At 53.2% G+C, this 19,948-nt stretch carries 19 protein-coding genes; 1 reads left to right on the plus strand and 18 read right to left on the minus strand.

All coding sequences use genetic code 11. From position 1 onward, the window contains the following. The 15 genes from LZP96_RS13405 to LZP96_RS13475 form a co-directional block, all read right to left on the minus strand. Window positions 1-92, minus strand: a 92-nt coding sequence (locus LZP96_RS13405; protein WP_258926131.1) for a hypothetical protein, incomplete at its 3' end; no start/stop codon positions are given. 107 nt (window positions 93-199) lie between these two features. After that, a complete protein-coding gene (cpsB, locus tag LZP96_RS13410) occupies window positions 200-1,636 on the minus strand; it encodes a mannose-1-phosphate guanyltransferase (RefSeq protein WP_064326675.1) in 1,437 nt (478 codons plus the stop codon). Between the two features lie 2 nt (window positions 1,637-1,638). Then, window positions 1,639-2,862: a colanic acid biosynthesis fucosyltransferase WcaI gene (gene wcaI, locus LZP96_RS13415; RefSeq protein ID WP_064326676.1), complete on the minus strand. Its 1,224-nt coding sequence runs from the start codon at window positions 2,860-2,862 to the stop codon at window positions 1,639-1,641. Next, window positions 2,859-3,338 carry a GDP-mannose mannosyl hydrolase gene (locus tag LZP96_RS13420; protein ID WP_064326677.1) on the minus strand — a complete coding sequence of 160 codons (480 nt, stop codon included), beginning with the start codon at window positions 3,336-3,338 and terminating at the stop codon, window positions 2,859-2,861. Before LZP96_RS13420 ends, wcaI begins: the two co-directional genes overlap by 4 nt. Before the next feature lie 2 nt (window positions 3,339-3,340). Then, window positions 3,341-4,306: a GDP-L-fucose synthase gene (fcl, locus tag LZP96_RS13425; protein ID WP_064326678.1), complete on the minus strand. Its 966-nt coding sequence runs from the start codon at window positions 4,304-4,306 to the stop codon at window positions 3,341-3,343. Window positions 4,307-4,308: 2 nt separating this feature from the next. Further along, complete coding sequence (gene gmd / locus LZP96_RS13430) at window positions 4,309-5,430, minus strand: GDP-mannose 4,6-dehydratase (protein ID WP_064326679.1); 1,122 nt, start codon at window positions 5,428-5,430, stop codon at window positions 4,309-4,311. Between the two features lie 27 nt (window positions 5,431-5,457). After that, on the minus strand, window positions 5,458-6,006 hold the full coding sequence (wcaF, locus tag LZP96_RS13435; RefSeq protein WP_064326680.1) for a colanic acid biosynthesis acetyltransferase WcaF: 549 nt from the start codon (window positions 6,004-6,006) through the stop codon (window positions 5,458-5,460). 15 nt (window positions 6,007-6,021) lie between these two features. Continuing rightward, a complete protein-coding gene (gene wcaE, locus LZP96_RS13440) occupies window positions 6,022-6,768 on the minus strand; it encodes a colanic acid biosynthesis glycosyltransferase WcaE (protein ID WP_064326681.1) in 747 nt (248 codons plus the stop codon). Between the two features lie 16 nt (window positions 6,769-6,784). After that, the gene (gene wcaD, locus LZP96_RS13445) at window positions 6,785-8,005 is read right to left on the minus strand and encodes a colanic acid polymerase WcaD (RefSeq protein ID WP_064326682.1); all 1,221 of its coding nucleotides are present in this window, start codon (window positions 8,003-8,005) and stop codon (window positions 6,785-6,787) included. Beyond that, entirely contained in the window at window positions 7,980-9,197 is a 1,218-nt protein-coding gene (gene wcaC, locus LZP96_RS13450) for a colanic acid biosynthesis glycosyltransferase WcaC (RefSeq protein WP_064326683.1), read from the minus strand. The genes wcaD and wcaC overlap by 26 nt, the downstream gene beginning before the upstream one ends. Beyond that, window positions 9,194-9,685 (minus strand): colanic acid biosynthesis acetyltransferase WcaB, encoded by a 492-nt coding sequence (wcaB, locus tag LZP96_RS13455; protein WP_064326684.1) that lies wholly within the window; start codon window positions 9,683-9,685, stop codon window positions 9,194-9,196. The genes wcaC and wcaB overlap by 4 nt, the downstream gene beginning before the upstream one ends. Continuing rightward, on the minus strand, window positions 9,685-10,527 hold the full coding sequence (wcaA, locus tag LZP96_RS13460) for a colanic acid biosynthesis glycosyltransferase WcaA (RefSeq protein WP_064326685.1): 843 nt from the start codon (window positions 10,525-10,527) through the stop codon (window positions 9,685-9,687). The genes wcaB and wcaA overlap by 1 nt, the downstream gene beginning before the upstream one ends. Before the next feature lie 71 nt (window positions 10,528-10,598). Then, window positions 10,599-12,761 (minus strand): tyrosine-protein kinase Wzc, encoded by a 2,163-nt coding sequence (gene wzc / locus LZP96_RS13465; RefSeq protein WP_064326686.1) that lies wholly within the window; start codon window positions 12,759-12,761, stop codon window positions 10,599-10,601. A gap of 2 nt (window positions 12,762-12,763) precedes the next feature. Beyond that, window positions 12,764-13,207, minus strand: a complete 444-nt coding sequence (gene wzb, locus LZP96_RS13470; protein ID WP_064326687.1) for a low molecular weight protein-tyrosine-phosphatase Wzb — start codon at window positions 13,205-13,207, stop codon at window positions 12,764-12,766. A gap of 6 nt (window positions 13,208-13,213) precedes the next feature. Continuing rightward, entirely contained in the window at window positions 13,214-14,353 is a 1,140-nt protein-coding gene (locus LZP96_RS13475) for a polysaccharide export protein (RefSeq protein WP_064326688.1), read from the minus strand. Between the two features lie 690 nt (window positions 14,354-15,043). Between LZP96_RS13475 and LZP96_RS13480 the strand changes: the two genes are divergently transcribed. Next, entirely contained in the window at window positions 15,044-16,627 is a 1,584-nt protein-coding gene (locus LZP96_RS13480; protein WP_064326689.1) for a TerC family protein, read from the plus strand. Between the two features lie 39 nt (window positions 16,628-16,666). Here LZP96_RS13480 and asmA read toward each other — a convergent pair whose 3' ends face one another. The 3 genes from asmA to udk form a co-directional block, all read right to left on the minus strand. Continuing rightward, on the minus strand, window positions 16,667-18,520 hold the full coding sequence (gene asmA, locus LZP96_RS13485) for an outer membrane assembly protein AsmA (RefSeq protein WP_064326690.1): 1,854 nt from the start codon (window positions 18,518-18,520) through the stop codon (window positions 16,667-16,669). Between the two features lie 21 nt (window positions 18,521-18,541). After that, complete coding sequence (gene dcd, locus LZP96_RS13490) at window positions 18,542-19,123, minus strand: dCTP deaminase (protein WP_064326691.1); 582 nt, start codon at window positions 19,121-19,123, stop codon at window positions 18,542-18,544. Window positions 19,124-19,214: 91 nt separating this feature from the next. Continuing rightward, window positions 19,215-19,856, minus strand: a complete 642-nt coding sequence (gene udk, locus LZP96_RS13495; protein WP_064326692.1) for a uridine kinase — start codon at window positions 19,854-19,856, stop codon at window positions 19,215-19,217. Window positions 19,857-19,948: the final 92 nt, after the last annotated feature.

Genomic DNA, 19,948 nt, shown 5'->3' on the forward strand with positions numbered 1-19,948 from the left:
GCGCGGCCAATGCGCCACGCAATGTCTTCGTTCAGCTCTTCACCCAGCTTGCCGCGAATGTCATAAGCTTTAAAACAGGTTAACTTTTCCATGATGATCCCTTTTTCAGGCAACAGTCGGCCCGCCCGTGTAACAGGCATAGTTATTTTTCATTCGTAGACCCGGTAAATACCCCGCAACCGGGCAGGATTAACCGGCGCTAGACCCGTCCGTAACGATCTTCGAAGCGGACAATGTCGTCCTCTTCAAGATACGAACCGGAGCGCACCTCAATCAGATCGAGCGGAATTTTCCCCGGGTTTTCCAGGCAGTGGGTCGCCCCCAGCGGAATGTAGATGGATTCGTTTTCACCCAGCAGTTTGATATCGCCATTGATGGTCACTTTTGCCGTCCCCGCCACCACGACCCAATGCTCGGCGCGATGATGATGCATTTGCACCGACAATCCTTCGCCTGGCTTCACAGTTATGCGTTTTACCTGGTAGCGTTCGCCCGCGTCGATAGAGTCGTACTTGCCCCAGGGGCGATAAACTTCGCGGTGGATATGGTGTTCGTGACGCCCTTCGGCTTTAATCTGCTCAACCACTTTCTTGACGTCCTGCACCGCGTTGCGGTCGGCAATCAGCACGGCATCTTTGGTCTGCACGACCACCAGATCTTTAACACCCACGGTGGTGACCAGGCCGGATTCGGCATACACGTAGCTGTTTTCCGTTTTGTGGCTGATCACATCGCCGTGATGGACATTGCCTTCAGGCGTATGTGCGCTGATTTCCCACAACGAAGACCAGGAGCCCACGTCGCTCCAGCCGGCGTCCATAGGGACAACCACCGCATCCGCCGTACGTTCCATTACCGCGTAGTCAACGGACTCTTCCGGACAGGCCAGGAACGCCGCTTCGTCGACGCGAATAAAGTCCAGATCCGGGTCTACCACGGCCATCGCTTTTTCACAGGCGCTGAGGATATCCGGACGATACTTTTGCAGCTCCTCCAGATAGCGACCGGCACGGAACAGGAACATACCGCTGTTCCAGTAGTACTCCCCGCTGGCCACGTAGGCTTGTGCGGTATCAAGATTCGGTTTCTCAACGAACTGCGCCACGTTGAACGCCACGCTGTCGCCCGCGCCCGGGGCTACATCGCCGCGACGAATGTAGCCATAGCCGGTTTCAGGCAGGTCGGGGACGATACCAAAGGTGACCAGCTTGCCGCTGTCGGCATAGGGGATCGCGGCGCGCACCGCGTCGCGGAAGGTCTCTTCCTGCTGAATCACGTGGTCTGCCGCCAGCACCAGCATCAGCGGATCGCAATCCGGGCTGCTGCGTTTCGCCGCCAGCGCCGCCAGGGCAATCGCCGGCGCGGTATTACGCCCCGCAGGCTCAAGAATGATGTTTTCCGTCAGCTTGTTGAGCTGGCGAAGCTGTTCGGCCACAATAAAACGATGCTGCTCGTTACAAATGACGACCGGGCTTTCGCACTCCACGCCGTTCAGACGGTTCACCGTCGTTTGCAGCATGGTCAGCTCCCCTTTCAGGCAGAGGAACTGTTTTGGATAGAGCACGCGGGACAGCGGCCACAACCGACTACCTGAGCCACCAGCCATAACGACCGGATACAATTTATTCTGACTCATGATTATCCCCGTATATCTGCAATAAATTGGCTAAGCACGTTCTCTTTTTCGAGCGTGCGTTCGGCATATTCACGTGCCACCGTGTTCTGTTTTGGCATGACGAGTGCCTGTTCAATTCCGGCGACCAGCGCGGATACCGATTCGGGTTCAACGCAAACGGCGATCCCCGGGTAAAGGTCACACAGCTGGCCCAGTTCGGTCTCAGGTTCTGCGGTGATCACCGCATTGCCGCCGACGGCCAAAATGTTGGTCAATTTAGACGGCAGTACCGCATCTGCGGCACCGCGTTTCTGTACGACGAGATGGCAATCGCCCATCTTCAGCAGCGCAGGCAGTGCGTCGTAGGACTGGAGCGGGAAGAACTTCACATTTTTCAGGCCACGGTCGTTGACCATTTTTTCCAGTCGCGCTTTCCCGCCGCCCTGACCGACAATCACGAACATCCACGCCTGGTGGCTGAGCTGCGCCGCCGCGTCGATAACGCTTTCCAGCCCCTGTTTTTCCCCGATATTGCCTGAGTAAAGGATGATCTTTTGATCCTCCGGCAATCCCAGCTGAGCACGCAGCGCTGCGGCATCGCGCGCTTCAACGTCGCGGAAACGGGCCACTTCGGACCAGTTCGGGAAGAAGATCACCTTCTCGGCCGCGACGCCTTTCTCCTGCGCTTTGTTCATCATTGAGCGGGAAATGGTCGAGACATAATCCACGTTGTGCAGGCCGTTGCGTTCAAACGCGCTGGCAAGCTTCGCGACTTTGCCGCCCTTCCCTTTACCTGCCATGCCCAGTCCGAGCATGGCATCCACTTCATAATCCTGAATGTGCAGCAACGTGCGTGCGCCAGACAGTTTTCCCAGCAGGCGCATTCCCGGGGTACAAAACAGCGTCGGGACCACGCCGATAATGCGATCCGGCTTCCAGCGTCGCTGCGCCATCAGCGGGAAGAAACTGCTCAGGGCAAAGCTGCCCAGATGAATCAGACGCTTCAGCGTTGAAGGCTGCTTCGGCACGTAAAGCGGGCAGCGCCAGACGGTGGCATTGCCCACTTCACGGCGATAGCGCCAGCTGGAGTACTTTTCACCGACTTTCCACTCCGGGTAGTAAGGCGGGGCCGTAATGACCCGCACCTCGTGACCCTGACTGGCCATCCATTCCACCATTTCACCGGTGTACTTACCGATCCCGGTCAGCTCCGGTGAATAGTTGATTCCGTAAACAAGGATCTTCATAGTCCCGGTACTCCGGCCTGACGGTCGGCAAGGAAGTAGGCGCGACTGTTGTCGTGCACTCGATCGCTTGCCAGAAGCGCATCCGGCGTGAGCCAGCGATAATCATCGTGCTGTGCATCAGGCAGACGCAGATCTGCCTGATTCACCCTGAGATGAAAACCGAGCACCACGTAATGGGTGGTGAAATCGGTACCGGAAAAGTTATCGTCATAGAAGTGCTGCCAGACGCCGTAGAACTGCCCGGCTGCCATTGGCAGCCGCAAGCCCAGCTCTGCCTGAGTCAGGCGTTCAAAAGCCGACTCCAGCGTCTCATCCTTCAGAACGCGTCCACCGGGAACGAACCAGTATCCCTGTGCGGGACGATTGGTACGACGCCCGAGCAGGTTCTCCCCACGCTCGTTTTCCACGATCAAATCGATGGAAATCAGCGGGGTCGAACGCACAACCGTGGCAAAATCTTCCTGACTTAAAAACATCGTTACCCCCGGAAGCGGTGCTGGTTTTCCAGGAACCACTGATACGTGCTTGCCAGCCCCTGCTCCAGTGAAACCTCGTGGTACCAGCCCAACTGATGCAGACGGGTCACGTCCAGCAATTTACGCGGCGTGCCGTCAGGCTTGGTGGCGTCAAACACCACGCGACCTTTGTAGCCCACCACCTGGGCGATGGTCTGCGCCAGCTCACGAATAGTGCAGTCAACGCCGGTACCCACGTTGATGTGAGACAGCATGGGCTCGGTATTCTCCTGCCACACTTCGCTGTCCAGCTCCATAACGTGAATGCTGGCTGCCGCCATATCATCCACATGCAGGAACTCGCGCATTGGCGTACCGCTACCCCACACCACCACGTCAGGCGCATTCTCGGCTGTCGCTTCATGGAAACGACGGAGCAGCGCCGGGATCACGTGCGAGTTGCTCGGGTGGAAGTTATCGTGCGGGCCATACAGATTGGTTGGCATCACCGAGCGGTAGTCACGACCGTACTGACGGTTGTAAGACTCACAGAGTTTGATGCCCGCAATCTTGGCGATGGCGTACGGTTCATTCGTGGCTTCCAGCGTTCCTTGCAGCAGTTCGCTTTCCGCGATCGGCTGTTTCGCCATCTTCGGATAAATACAGGATGAACCGAGGAACAGCAGCTTATTCACGTTGTGCAGGTGCGCCGCGTGAATGATGTTGCTCTCAATCATCATATTTTCGTAGATGAAGTCAGCCGGGTAGATATTGTTCGCCACAATACCGCCCACTTTTGCTGCCGCCAGGTACACCTGATCGACGCGCGCTTCGGCAAAGAAATCCTGCACGGCTTTCGCATCCAGCAGGTTCAGCTCATCACGCGTACGAACAATGACGTCGACGTCGCCGCGCTGTTCAAGCTGGCGGACGATGGCGGAACCCACCATCCCGCGATGTCCGGCGACAAAAATACGTTGTTTAGTCATTATCAGGACTCCAGCGCGATGGAAACCTCGTAGCCATGAGACTTAAGCAGAGAGTGTTTTTTCGCTGCTTCAAGGTCGTGAGCCACCATTTCAGAGACCATTTCCTGGAGCGTGATTTCCGGTTTCCAGCCCAGTTTTTCGTGTGCTTTGGTTGGATCGCCGAGCAGGGTTTCTACCTCAGCAGGACGGAAGTAACGCGGGTCAACCTCAACAATCACATCGCCTGGCTGCACGCCTGGTGCATCGTGACCGGTTACGGAAACAACAATACCTTTCTCTTCGACGCCGGTGCCTTCAAAGCGCAGCTTAATGCCCAGCTGAGCGGCGGCCATTTCGACAAACTGACGCACGGAGTACTGCACGCCGGTCGCAATAACGAAATCTTCTGGTTTTTCCTGCTGCAGCATCATCCACTGCATTTTCACGTAGTCTTTCGCATGGCCCCAGTCACGCAGGGAGTCCATGTTACCGAGGTGCAGTTTCTTCTCGAGGCCCTGAGCAATGTTTGCAATGGCGCGGGTGATTTTACGGGTCACGAAGGTTTCGCCACGACGTGGAGATTCGTGGTTAAACAGGATGCCGTTACAGGCATACATGCCGTAGGATTCGCGGTAGTTTACGGTGATCCAGTACGCGTACATTTTGGCAACAGCGTACGGAGAACGTGGGTAGAACGGGGTGGTCTCTTTCTGCGGGATTTCCTGCACCAGACCATAAAGTTCAGAGGTAGATGCCTGATAGAAACGCGTTTTCTTTTCCAGGCCCAGGAAGCGAATCGCTTCCAGCAGACGCAGCGTACCCATGGCATCGACGTCAGCGGTATATTCCGGGGATTCAAACGACACCGCGACATGGCTCATCGCACCCAGGTTGTACACTTCATCCGGCTGTACTTCTTGCAGAATACGGGTCAGGTTAGACGTATCGGTCAGATCGCCGTAATGCAAATGGAATTTCGGGTTTGCAGAATGAGGATCCTGATAAATATGATCCACACGTTCTGTATTAAACGAAGAAGCACGACGTTTAATACCATGAACTTCATACCCTTTTTCCAGCAGGAACTCTGCCAGATAAGAACCATCCTGCCCGGTAACGCCGGTGATGAGAGCGACTTTAGACATGTTTATATTCCTCTGTACTTATCGAATTTAATCAGTTTCAACGCGTTCGCGTATCACCACTGCGGGGTTGCCACGGCAAATCTTATTTGCCGGTAGCGATTTAAAAACGCTGCTGCGTGCACCGACTACGGTGCCATCGCCAACAGAAACACCGGGAGCAACAAACACATCTGTTGCCAGCCAGCATTTTTCGCCAATCACAATTGGGGTGGCGTTAATATCAAAATGCGGGCTCATAAAATCGTGGCTACCGGTGCACAAATAACACTTTTGTGACACGACAGAATTGGCACCAATGGTAATGTCACCCAGGGTGTACAATACCGCGTCATCCCCTACCCAGGCGTAATCACCGAGCGTTAGCTTCCAGGGATAGGTAATTTTTACCGACGGTCGAATCACCACGTTCTTGCCAATTTTTGCACCAAACAGACGCAGCAAAAATGCGCGCCAGCGATACAACACCTGTGGCGACCAGGCAAATAACGTTGCCTGCACGGCCCACCACAACTGCACTTTAATCCCGTTCCCGCCCCGAAAACCTTTCGGCACGGAAAAGCCTTTTAACTCCTGCATGACATTTCCTTATATTCAGACTTTGTTATATAAGGCTTTTGTTTTACCCGTCGTTTTCAGACGTAATAAATAGGATAATTCCGCCCAGAAGCCGGGTACGCGTAATATCTTGCGCTGTACGTTTTTTGCATCCTGACATAATTCAAGATTATTGGAGGTTGACACACCGCCCATCGAGAATTCGGAAACCAGCCCTTTAATACGGCGGAACGGGTAACCCGCTTTATACATGCTGGCCGTCAAGGCATAATCTGATGACACTTTATATTGCAGGTCGTACGGATGTTTTTTCAGCCCGGCCACCGGGAAGAAAATCGCCTGATGACTGGCGGGCAGGCTGTGGTAGATATACCAGCCTGGCTTCGCATTGCGGGTCATTTTGTGTCCGTCGCCGAAGTCCAGCAGCGCATCACCCATCACCATGGCTTCGTCTTTCTGACGCGACAGCTGACGGGCAAATAACGCCACATCCTCATGGAAGACATCCCCTGAATTCAGGAAGATAGCGTAACGCCCTTGCGCCATCGCAATGCCTTTATTCATCGCATCATAGATACCGTTATCTTTCTCGCTGATATAACGTAAATTGAACTCACCGTTCAGTTTTTCGAGAAACTCCGCCGTGCCATCGCTGGAGCCGCCATCGACAACGATCCATTCAAACGTGAGGCTGGGATCGCGTGCCAGGTTGCGCAGCGAGCGCCAGGTTTTTACCACCCCTTCATGATTACGAAAGGCGACAGTAATGACGCTTAGAAACATAAACCACCTCGTTTTGTCATATCCGCGTAATATTGAGCGCTTTGCGTAAAATAAACGGACACACAATTAAGAATGCATATTCCGGGCTAAATATTGACCCGGTAAAAAACAGCGACACCGGCGTAAAAAGATACAGCTGCACCCGAAAGTTTTGGTTATCACCAAACGCGTTTATCATCATTTTAAACACTTTAAACAGATACCAGGCTGTCAACAGCACGGCAAACCATGAAAAGTAAATAATTAACAGATACAGGCCATTGTCTATGGTTTTACCGACGTCCGCACCGTTAAAGATTCCGAATGATGCAACATATTCATAAAGTGAGCCGAATCTTACTACGCCATCAATATGGGTTAAAGAATACCCAACCATCACCAGCGGACCGATAATGCGATAATAAGATGACGACCCTTCCGTACCCAAATCCCCCAGTCGCGTGGCGATGTAAGGGAATGCAAAGACAATGCCGACTAAAAATACGGTTAGCGATATTATCGCTAAGGGTAGTTTTTTCTTAATGGCTTCCTTATTCAGGTACTGGAAAGCCCATTCAAGCAAGTAAAACAGGATGAACGTCATGACGCCCGAGAAGGAACCTGACAGAACAATCCCTGCAAGAATCATAGCATCGGTCTTGGGGGTTTTGATACCGAACTGTTTGATGCTGAGCCAAATTGAGATTAACGCCAGAGCAAAAAACGCCGGTTCAAAATAGAGTGCGGTGGTTCGCTTACCGCCAAACTTAATAAAGTTCAGAACATAGCTATTACTGTAAATGAGATATTTCGAAATTATTTCCATCAGGCTACTGCCGCCCGTCAAAATAATTTGCGCCATCTCCATTGCAGCAAGCACAACAATAAGTGTTACCGCAAGATAAAAGAACCTGAGGATTTTCCTATAATTGTGTGGCGATATTGTTTTAAAGCGAATACTCCACACCATGCCAATAATGATGACGATATAAACAAACAGCATGGTGGAAGTGACATACTTGCTGGCATCCAGCGACTGACCAAAAATGTAGTTAAAGGCGGTCAGGCCCGCGCCAAGCCCCAGGGCGATCATCAGTTTTTTAATACTGATTTTGTCCACATACAGCAGCAGGAGCACGGGCAGGAAGGTCACAATGGTTATCGGGAAGCTTTCACCAAGCTGGGCAATTTTGACGTTGACCAGCAGATAGATCAGCGGAAGCAGCAGATAACTACAGATTCTGATAGAACGAGACATACTCCTCCAGCATCTGTTCACCACTGTAAGCCACGCGACTGCGGTTGCGGAACGATTCCAGGGTAGTGTTAAAAACAGCTTGCGCAATATGAGCCTTTGGCTGCTGCACCAGCGGGACCACCTCGCTTTCGCTGAAGGTCTTCCCACCGGATTTCTCCAGCACCTCTCGCGCGGCGTCGCTGTGGGTGGCGATGACCGGCACCCCAATAGAGAGCGCTTCGCACAAAATCAGCGGGTAATTATCAACACGGGAGCTGAACACCAGCGCATCCATCCCATTTAAGGCGCTCATCAGCTTGCGCTTATCCGTCTCGAAACCGTGATTCACCACGTTCGGTCCCTCAAACGGCGAGAACTTACCGAAGGTGTGCAGTTCAATCTTATCGCCCAGCGCCATCATGTCGCGCACCAGCTGCTGGTTGGTTTTGCCGTCATAGCGCAGGTCGTGGGCAACCACGGCGATTTTGGGTTTTCCCTGGGTATCGGTAATCGGGTCCAGTTCTGCCAGGATCTCTTCCGTCGCCACGTCGATGCCGTTATTGATGATCCTGCAGCGCCCTGCCCCGTACAGGCTGTTGAACGCATCGGCAACGTGCTGGCTTGGCGAAATAAAGGTGCAGCCAAGCGCCAGCATATCGCGGAACAACTGTCGTTTGCCCGAGACCAGCTGATGCGCACGATCCACTTTTACCGGCGGGTAGTTGGCGAGCGTCGGGCATTTCTGACAGTCCGTTCTCCAGCCTTCGCAGCCGTCGGTGAAGGCGCAACGTCCGGTTACGCTCCAGTGATCGTGCAGGGTCCAGACGAAGGTGGTATCCGCTTTATGCGCTTTCACCTTTTCACAAAAGGCCACCACCTCTTCCAGATTTAACCAGTAGCTGTGCAGCACGTGGAAATGAAGGACCACCGGGCCTGACGTGCGGGTCACCGTGCGGTAAAGGCTGTTCAGGTTGCCGAAGAGATCGCGGTTGAACAGACGGAACAAGGCAATATTGGCAACCGACGTTAAGCGTGGAGTCTGTTTCAGCACGTGCGGATAGTTATCGTGGCTGACGCTTTTTTTACCGCCCTTGCCGTAGCCATACACGAAACGGGACTGTAACCCTTTTTGCAGCGCACGCTGATGCAGATCCAGCGCAACACCTGCCGCTCCGCCCTCAGCCAGACGGACATTAAATTGCAGAATATTCATTTAATCACCTTCACGCGGGCCTTTTCACCGGTCACCAGCGCGTTATCCGGAATGGTGTCCAGCACCACGCTTCCTGCGCCGACAGTGACGTTATTTCCCACACGAATATCACCAATAATCACCACGTTCGCCCCCAGCTCAACGTTGTTGCCGATGACAGGACAGGCAAGGCTGTCTGGACCCCGGTTGCCGATAGTGACGGCGTGGCGAATGGTGAAATCATCCCCGGCGACCACGAACTTGTTGATGACGACGGCATAGCCATGATGAATGGTAAAGCGGCGTCCAATCGTGGCCCCCGCCTGGATTTCGTAGCCAAAGAAGCATTCGGTGATGATGCGGTACATCACCAGCACGGGCGCGGCCCAAAGATTATTGAGAACGTTTTTTTTGCGCCAGACGGAGCAGAAATGGGCAATGCGATAAGCCAGCACCATGCAGCACGGACGCAGGCTCCAGCTATTTGCGCGGCAATCTTCCAGAAACATTATTTCCCCCGAAGTCCATCAGCCAGACGCTTGCCGTTACGCACGGAGAGCAGCGTAAGCAATGTGCGCCAGTTCATGCGCTTGTTGCGGATCTGATAGAGGGTAAAGAGTTGATACTTGCGGCTGGCACGGTCGAATTTATCTTTGTGCTTGCGATAAAAATGGAAGTAGCCGGAAAACTTTTTCGGCGAAGAGGTGATTTGCATCTCACCGTGGTTGATATGCAGAATTTGCGTTGCGTCTTCCACTTTCCACGGCTCGCCATACTCCACGACCATTCGCAGGAAAATATCGTAGTCCTGTGCCGCTTTCAGTTCGGTATCGAACAGGCACTCTTTAAAACGCCATGCCCAGGTAAAGACCTGATTGCCAATGATGTTGCGCTTGTAAAACAGACGACGCGAATAGGGCGACTTCGGATACAGCGGCAGGCTGGCCGGTTGGGAATAGACCTCGCCCTGGCAGACATAGTCGTTGGCATACAGAAACGCATGCGTCACCAGCTGCTGTTTATGCGACAGGAAGATCGACAGACGATTCGGTGTCCATTCATCGTCGTCATCAATGCCGGTTATATACTCCCCTTTCGCCTGCAGAATCGCCTGGTTACGTACCGCGCAGGCCCCCGTATTTATGGCGTTATGGGTGTACTTAACGCGGGGATCGTTCAGGTCGGTCACAAACTGCTGCAGTTGCTCATAAGAAGAGGAGCAGTCATCGACAATAATCATTTCCCAGTGGTCATAATCCTGACGCAAAACCGATTTTATCGCACGGATCGCCAGCTGCTGACGGTTCCATGTCGGCATATAAATAGAAATTAAAGGGCGCTGTGTTGTCATGGTTTCCCCGGATGGAATAGATACCCTCGCCCGCCCCCTCCCGTAGGAGAGGGTCAGGTGAGAGGAAAGGATTATTTACTGTCAGACTTGTATTCGTACTCGTAATAGCCGTAATCCTGATAGCCGGTGGCGCGGCGGAAGATGGAGTTCAGAATCACCCCTTTCACCTCAATGCCGTTTTGCTCGAAGCGGCTCAGACTGGTTTCCACCTCTTTCAGGGTATTGACCGCATAGCGGGCGACCATCAGCGTAGTTCCTGCATGGCGACCCACAATGGCGGCATCGGTTACCGCAAGAATTGGCGGCGTATCGATCAGGACCAGGTCGTAATGCTGGCTTGCCCAGGCGATGAGCTGCGTGAATCGCTGACTCATCAGCAGCTCTGACGGATTCGGTGGAATTTGACCGCGCGGAACAAGGTCAAAGTTCGTGATAGAGGTCGGCTTGGCGCACTGCTCAATGTCGCCTTTACCCAGCAGCACTTCCGACAGACCGTTTACGTTGTTGGTCCCCAGCAGTTCATGGGTATAGCCTTTACGCATATCACAGTCGATCAACAGCACGCGCTTATTGGTCTGGCTAATCACCGCGGCAAGGTTGGCACACACGAAGGTTTTACCAATCGACGGGCTGACCCCGGTCAACATCAGGACGTTGTTTTTAGCCTGCATCATGGCAAAGTGCAGGCTGGTTCGCAGGCTACGCACCGCTTCAATGGCCAGGTCGGTTGGGTTGCCCACTGCCAGGAGCTGGCTTTGTTTGTAACGCTTAACCCCTTTGACCGTTTTGACGCTGTCGCGGGATTTTTGCCATTCCGACAGCGGAATGCTGGCGTAGACGCTAATGCCATGCTCTTCCAGCACCTGCGGGCTTTCGATACCCCGGTTGAATAGCGAACGAAGCAATACACCGACGATGGAGAGCATCAACCCAAGGATAATGCTGCCGAGGATAATCAGTGCTTTCTTCGGCTTCAGCACACCGGGCTGGGTAATGGCCGGGTCAACGATACGCACATCACCCACGGTGCTGGCTTCGGTGATCTTCAGCTCCTGCTGTTTGTTCAGCAACTGCATGTACACCTGCTGTCCGGATTCCACATCACGGGTCAGACGCACGATCTCTTGCTGCGTTTTCGGCATCGCGGTGACGCGATTGTTCAGCTTCGATTTTTCATCTTCCAGCGCCTGGCGTTTTTCCAGCAACGTGCGGTACGCCGGGTGACGTTTGGTATAGAGCTTCGAAATCTCGGCTTCTTTAAAGGTCAGTTCGTTCAACTGCGCGTCGATGTTGACCATCGAGTCCAGCACCGATTTGGCTTCTAGCGGCAGGTCAACGGAGTCTTTATCCTGACGGAACGCGTTCAGCTTGTTTTCCGCTTCATCAAGACGAGAACGCACTTCGGGCAGCTGTTTTGCCAGGAAGGCGAGGCTTTTGGCCGCTTCTGCGGATTTGCGCTCGATGTTCTGTTCGAGGTAGTTGCGCGTAATGCTGTTCAGAATGTCGCGGATTTTGTCCTTATCTTCACCGGTGAAGGTCATGCTCAGGACGCCGGTATCTTTCCCGTTTTCAGTGACGCTCAGGTTGCTTTGCAGATTGTTGATCATCCCCAGCATGGAGAATTTACTGACGGTGAACTTGCCGCCTTCCGACGCATGAATATCACTGACCATCATGCTGACGCCGTTTTTGCTCAACATCTGTCCGACCTGCCCGCGGGCGCTAAAGCCGGCGTCGCTGGTCAGCTCATACTCTTTCGGCCCTAACACCTCAAGCGTAAACACCTGATCGCCCGCCCCTTTCGGCAGGTTGAAGGTGGTCACTTTGACCATGTCATTTTGACGACCCATCAACCGGTCCCAGCCTGCCCCGAAGATCGGGAAGCTGTTTTTGGTCACGCCGATATCCAGGTCAAGATCGTCAACGGTTTTACCCAGCACCAGACGCGACTGGATCAGCTGAATTTCTGCGTCGGACGCCGGTGGCTTATTCGCCAGCGCCGAGCCGATATCCTGCACCAGCGAGTTTCCGGTGTTTTGTTCGATCTGTACCAGCGCATCGGCGCTGTAGATAGGCGTAGCGAACAGAGTGTAGATAATGGCACCCAGCGCAAACACCGACGTGATGCCCAGCACCCACCATTTCGCTTCGATAATGGTGCCGATCAGACGCCCAATATCTATTTCATCACTGCCCGAAATCGGGGCGGCAGAAGGTTTGGTATTTTCTGTCATTGTTATCCCTGCTGAGCTTTCAGTGCCTGCGCCCATTTTTGGGCAGACTGGTCAAGTAAGGTGTAAACCGCCTCAAATGCCTCACGGCTCTTGCGATACGGATCGGGAATTTCGCGCTCACTGTCCCAGTGGCCAAAGAGCATGACTTTGCCGCGCATCTCTGGCGCAATTTCACACAGCGCATGAATGTGGCGCTTTTCCATCGCCAGGATCAGATCGTAATCCCGACACATGCGACCGGAGATCTGACGTGCCACGTGCCCGTCCAGAGAGAGGTCATGCGCCTGCGCCACGCTTGACGCTCGCTCATCGGCCCCTTTCCCCACCAGCGCACCCAGTCCTGCAGAAGCGACCGTCAACTCAGGCTGATAATTTTTCAGCAGACGTTCAGCCGTGGGGGAACGGCAAATGTTCCCCACGCATACCACCAGAATTTTATTAAACATCGCGGATTACCAGGTATGGACGTCGCGCGCCGTGTCCGTCATATAGCGAACGCCATTGATGGTTGGCAGCAACTGGTTGATCAAACGGTTCCAGCGCGTGACTGGCGCCGTGGTGACGTAGACCACATCGTATGGCTGGAGGCGGAATTCGGTTGCCATCACCAGAGACGTCGCATCGGACATATCCAACTGGTAAATATTGGCAATCTTGCCTTTCGCATTGCCCTCGCCTTTCAGCGGACGGATGACGAAGATGCCGCTGGCGTTAGATGCCGTCAGGTCAAGACCTTCTGCATTGCCCAGCGCTTCGGTCAGGGTCATACCGCTGAAGTCCATTTTGAGCGTGCTCTGTTTTTTCACTTCGCCCATCACGAACACTTTCAGGTCGTCATTGCGCGGAACAAACAGAATGTCACCCGGGTAGAGCAGACGGTTCTGACTCAGGTCGCCGTTTTGCATCAGGGCCTGAAGCGAAATGCGCTCTTCTTTACCGTTGTGCGTCAGCACCACGTTGCGCCAGTCGGCGGCGTCAGTTAAGCCACCTGCGGTGTTAATGGCATCGAGCACCGTCAGCGGCACGTTGGTGATCGCCTGCTGGCCGGATTTATTGACCTGACCGGAGACATACGCTTTTTGCGAACGGAAGGCGGCGATATTAACGTCAACCTGCGGGTCAGCAATGTACTGCGCTAAGCGGCCGGTAATATCACTACGAATTTCTGCAAGCGTTTTGCCGACGACATGTACTTTACCGATGTACGGATAGAACATGGTGCCGTCAGGCTGGACCCAGTTGCCGGTATCGCTGGAGCTACGATACTGCCCGGCAGGCGTGGTCAGTTCAGGGTGATCCCAGACCGTCACGCTGATGACGTCGCCTGGCCCTACCCGATATTGATAGGATGAGATTTCCTGGTCCAGAGACATATTGGGCTGTGCAACATTTGGACGTGGGCGTAATTGTTCAACAAGACGCGGCGTTAATGGATAAACATTCACCATCTTGTCGAGATCAAAATCAGCATCCTGTTGCTTGATCACATCCTTACCCATTGTTGACATATTGCTGCCGGGAAAGACCGTACAACCACTCATCAAGGTCACAGACACCAATAATGGCATCAATTTCATTTTGGATTTCATCATTGATTATTTATCACTTTGGCAGAGTAATTATCCTGTGCAATTTAAATAAGCGCGGATCGTTTTCCATTCAGAATGCAGTTAATGAAATTGAAATATAACTGGCATCAGTCCTAAAAAAACTTTATTCATCCGCTGGCTCTTGACAGAATAACCGAGGCTGATTCACACGCTTTCAGGCACGCTACCGCCCTTGGCTTTCAGTTACCAATCCACTGTCTTAACAATGTGTTATGGGAAAACACCCTCTGAAACGGGTCTTTTTGGGAAATAAATCCGTCATTTATAGCGCCTGACAGATAACGCAGCATTTCCCGCGACCTATTAAAAAAATAGCAACAAGTAGATTTAACATTTGATGCTGGAAGAATTGTTGCAGCTAACCTAATACCAGGCAAGGAGACAACAGGCCTGTAAGTTGTTTTTAAGATTAATATTAAGAGCAAAGTTTTGCAGTTTTAGGATTATCTTTATATTGACAAATCAGACCTGCAAATCATTGCTTGCGATATTTCCTAATTGCGCCTGGTTATATAAAATATGACTTTCCAGACGGAATATTTGCTGTAACAGGAATCTGTCAACTGTGGCCGGGGATTAAGAGAAATCTCAGGCAAACATTGCATTTTTGACGCGCTTTATCCATGATCGGACTGTGACAATTGTCATATAACCAAAGGTATTGCATTTACTATGGAATGGATTGCCGATCCATCGATCTGGGCCGGGCTGGTAACGCTTGTCGTTATCGAATTAGTGCTCGGTATTGATAACCTGGTGTTTATAGCCATCCTCGCTGAAAAACTGCCTCCCTCGCAGCGTGACCGTGCTCGCGTCACGGGCTTACTTCTGGCGATGGTGATGCGCCTGCTGTTGCTGGCGTCAATCTCATGGATGGTCACCCTGACTAAACCCCTCTTCACCGTCCATGAATTCAGCTTCAGCGCCCGCGATCTGATTATGCTTTTCGGCGGCCTGTTCTTACTGTTTAAAGCAACGGTGGAATTAAATGAACGGCTCGAAGGCAAGGACAACGACAACCCCACTCAGCGACGCGGGGCCAAATTCTGGCCGGTGGTGGCGCAAATCGTGGTGCTGGATGCCGTTTTCTCACTGGACTCCGTGATTACTGCCGTGGGGATGGTTGATCATCTGGCGGTGATGATGGCGGCCGTCATCATTGCCATCACCCTGATGCTGATGGCAAGTAAAGCGCTGACGCGCTTTGTAAACAGCCATCCAACGATTGTCATTCTCTGCCTCAGCTTCCTGCTGATGATTGGCTTTAGCCTGGTCGCCGACGGCTTTGGCTTCTTTATCCCGAAAGGCTATCTGTACGCCGCTATTGGCTTCTCGGTCATGATTGAAGCGCTGAATCAGCTGGCGATATTTAACCGCCGCCGCTTCCTGTCGGCCAATCAGACACTTCGCCAGCGAACGACCGATACGGTGATCCGTCTGCTGAGCGGGAAAAAAGAGGACGCTGAACTCGATGCCGAGTCCGCCTCTTTGCTGGCCGATCACCAGGAGGGACAGATTTTCAACCCGCAGGAGCGGTTGATGATCGAGCGCGTACTGAACCTTAACCAGCGCTCCGTCAGCAGTATCATGACCTCGCGCCACGATATTGAACATATCGACCTGAATGCGCCCGAAGCGCAAATCCGCGCATTACTGGAAAAGAACCAGCATACCCGGGTCGTGGTGACCGGCGGCGATGAGGATGACGATCTGGTCGGGGTCGTTCACGTTATCGATCTGCTGCAACAGTCGCTTAACGGCGAGCCGCTGGATCTGCGCGTCCTGGTGCGCCAGCCGCTGGTGTTCCCCGAAGCGCTGCCCCTGCTGTCCGCGCTGGAGCAATTCAGAAACGCGCGCACGCACTTTGCCTTTGTGGTCGATGAGTTTGGTTCGGTTGAAGGTGTGGTCACGCTCAGTGACGTTATGGAGACCATTGCCGGTAATTTACCGAATGAAGTGGATGAAATCGACGCACGTCACGATATACAGAAAAACAGCGACGGCTCCTGGACCGCAAACGGCCATATGCCTCTGGAAGATTTGGTGCAGTTTGTGCCGTTGCCTCTGGATGAAAAGCGTGAATATCACACCATAGCGGGCCTGCTGATGGAGTATTTACAGCGTATCCCGAAACCGGGCGAAGAGGTGCAGGTGGGGAATTATCTGCTTAAGACCTTAGAGGTGGAGAGCCATCGCGTGCAGAAAGTGCAGTTGATTCCGCTACGTCGCGAAGACGATCTGGATTATGAGGTCTGAACAGTCCTCTCCTCACTGAGGAGAGGACCACGTATTAACTCAGAGTTTTTCCAGCAGCTTTTTGACGTCTTTACCGTTTTGCGAATCTTTGTTTTTATCCGCCCAATCGTTAAGACGTCGTTTTGCTTCTTCCTGAAGATGCTTACGCAAAAGCTGATCGACCTGAAGGCTGTAATTCAGCGCCTGCCACTTACCAAACACGGATAACGGAATTGGCGTCTCCTTCAGGAATTCAACCAGCTTGCCCTCGCCTTCCCAGCCTGACAGAACGCGTACGTTGAAGCGCGTATCCGTCGTTTCTTTCACCAGATCCATGGTGCCCTCACCGGTTAATGCCAGCAACGCAGACTGCCCCTGCATATTGTCGAGCGTGAGCTGTCCTCTATCGAGGCTCAAATCGGTGGTGAAGCTATCAAGGCGCGTGGCGCTGTCGTAGTTTTCATTGGCTTTAACGTTGCTGCTACTGCGCTCAACCGCCTGCTGAACCAGCTGCTGGAAGTTAAGGCCTTCCATGCGGGTATTGGTTAATTCTACGTGCGCCTGACCCTGCCAGTCCCGGCGGAACGCTTCTGCATCCACTTTATTGCCCGAGAAGTCCCCTGCTAAGGAGAGGTTGCCGGTCAACGCAATGGGGTAGTTGAATGCCTTCAGGATAGTACCAATCTCAACGTTATCGAGACGCGGCTGGAAAGTCGTACGGACGTTATCTTTGCGCACGTCCACCACGCCCGGCAGCGAAAGCGATCCGTTACCTATTTTACCGCTGAGGTCGGAGATCGTCAGAAGGCCGCTCCGGTTCTCCATCTGGCTGCTCACGGCGCTGAAGTCGATCCCGCGCCAGCGCACCGCATCGGCTTTTAGCGAAATATCCGCCGTAAAGCCGCGCAGCCCGTTGTAATCTGGCTGATCAATAGAGGAAGAGATAACCGGGCGCGTCTGCTTAGGCTGACTTTGCCCCTGCTGAGCAGGGCTGCCTTCTGCGGCGGCAACCGGCTGCGGCGGCAGTAAACTCTCAAGGTTGAGTTTGCCAAACTGCAGATCGATAACCCACTTCGGCTCTTCGCCAAGCACAACGCTGGCGTTACCCTTCAGATCGCTGTCGTTAGCCTGCAGATTAAGCTGATTCAATGCGAGCAGCTTCTGCTCTTCTCGCCAGATGGCCTGCAGACTGCCCTGCCCGGAAATGCCCTGAGCAGGAAGGTCGGCACCGGTGAGTTTCCAGTTGAGCGACTGGATGTCCGCCGTCAGCTGATGAGGATAATCAGAGGCGTTAACGTTGGCTTTCATCGCCAGGGTCATATCACGCTGGTTACGGTTAATCCGTCCGGTGAAATCCACCGTCGCCAGATGGCGCTTATCCTGATCCATCTGCAGATTGATATTGCGCACCGTCACCTGCTCATCGTCCTCATGCTGGAAGACCAGCACGCTGTCAGCCACTTTCAGGCTGCCAATATCAAATGACCAGCCCGCGTCTTCCGGGACGTCAGGCAGGGTATTTTCACGCGGGGCGACTGGGGCATTCTCCTGACGAACGGCTTCGGATTGCGGGGTGAGTTGAATCACCGCCCCTTTGAGCATCACCTGCTCAACCTGCAACTGATGCGACAGCAGAGGAATTAACGCCACGTCCAGACGCATATTGTCGGCAGAAACCAGCGGTACCGACGCGCCCGGCGCGGTTAAGGACATACGACCCGAAAGAATACTGAGCTGCGGCCAGACGTGCCAGCGCAATGGACCCTCGAGCTTCAGTTCATAGCCGCTACGCACTTCGACCTGACGCACCATATAGGCACGAAAATCATTTGGGTTAACCAGCAGAACCAACGCAGAAAGGCCAGCCACGACCACCACTAGCAAAATCATCAGCGTTGTCAGTATTCTTCTCATGGCATCCTCAGTGGACAAAAATCAGTCTTTATCAATACGACTGGCGACCGCACCCTGTTGATCGCGATATTTCGCGTCCTGACGGCGATTATACGGACGTTCCGCCACGCCGGTCAGCAGTTCAAAACTCAGGGCACCGATCATCATTCCTGGACGCAGCGCCAGCGGCAATTTACCGGCATTGAAAAACTCCAGCACGATACGACCAGACCAGCCGGGATCGATACGGTGCGCGGTAACGTGCACCATCAACCCCAGACGCGCCAGAGAAGAACGCCCATCAAGCCAGCCCACGAGATCGGCGGGCAGCGTCACGGATTCATAGGTGACTGCCAGAGCCAGTTCGCCTGGATGAAGGTAAAAGGCTTCGCCCTCGTTCAGCACAATCTCATCGCTCATGACGCGATCCAGCGCCGCGCTCACTTCGTCTTTCGGCCCGCTAAGGTCGATAAAGGGAGCCGTATGGCCGCTGAACGTGCGGAAATTATTCCCCAGGCGTACGTCAACGGTGACGCCATTAATACGCTCAACCGGCGGACGCGGGGTGATAGACAGACGGCCCTCATCCAGCCAGGCTTCTATATCTCGGTCACAAAGACGCATGGCACTTTCTCCTTTTGCGCATCATGCGCCGCGGCCAACGGGCCAGGGCGCAAAACCAGGTTATCTCTGAACGGTACACAATTCGCGCAAATTATTCAAAAAACTGGCTAATTTTCGCTTTCAGAATATCGATCGCAATGCGGTTTTTACCCCCACGCGGGACGATGATATCGGCATATTGTTTCGACGGTTCAATAAACTGCAGGAACATTGGACGTACCGTTTTCTGATACTGCGCCATGACCGAGTCCATCGAACGCCCGCGCTCGTTGACGTCGCGTTTGATACGGCGCATGAGGCAGATGTCGAGCGGGGTATCCACAAATATAGAGAAGTTCATCGCTTCACGCAGACGCGCGTCGGTCAGCAGTAAAATGCCTTCCAGGATAATCACTTTTTTGGGTTCAATATGGATGGTGTCCTGCGTACGCGTATGCTCAACGTAGCTGTAAACCGGGAGATCAATAGGCGTGCCGTTTTTGATCATCTGTAAATGCTGGAACAACAGGCTGTGATCCATAGCATTGGGATGGTCGTAGTTAGTTTTTACACGCTCTTCCATCGACAGATGCGATTGATCTTTGTAATAGCTGTCTTCGGGAATGACGCCGATATGCTCATCACCAACTTGTTCGCGCAGTTCGCGATAAAGCGTACTTGCAATAAGACTTTTACCTGAAGCCGATGCGCCGGCGATGCCTATGATGACGCACTGATGAGACTTATCAGTCATAAATTTAGCGACCTGATTAACCTGGATGTAAAGGAAGGACGACGCCGTAGCGTCAAACGCGGCAATTATAGGGATTTAACGTGCGCGATACC

This window comes from Huaxiibacter chinensis, assembly GCF_022171985.1.
GTDB classification, from domain to species: Bacteria; Pseudomonadota; Gammaproteobacteria; order Enterobacterales; family Enterobacteriaceae; genus Enterobacter; species Enterobacter chinensis_A.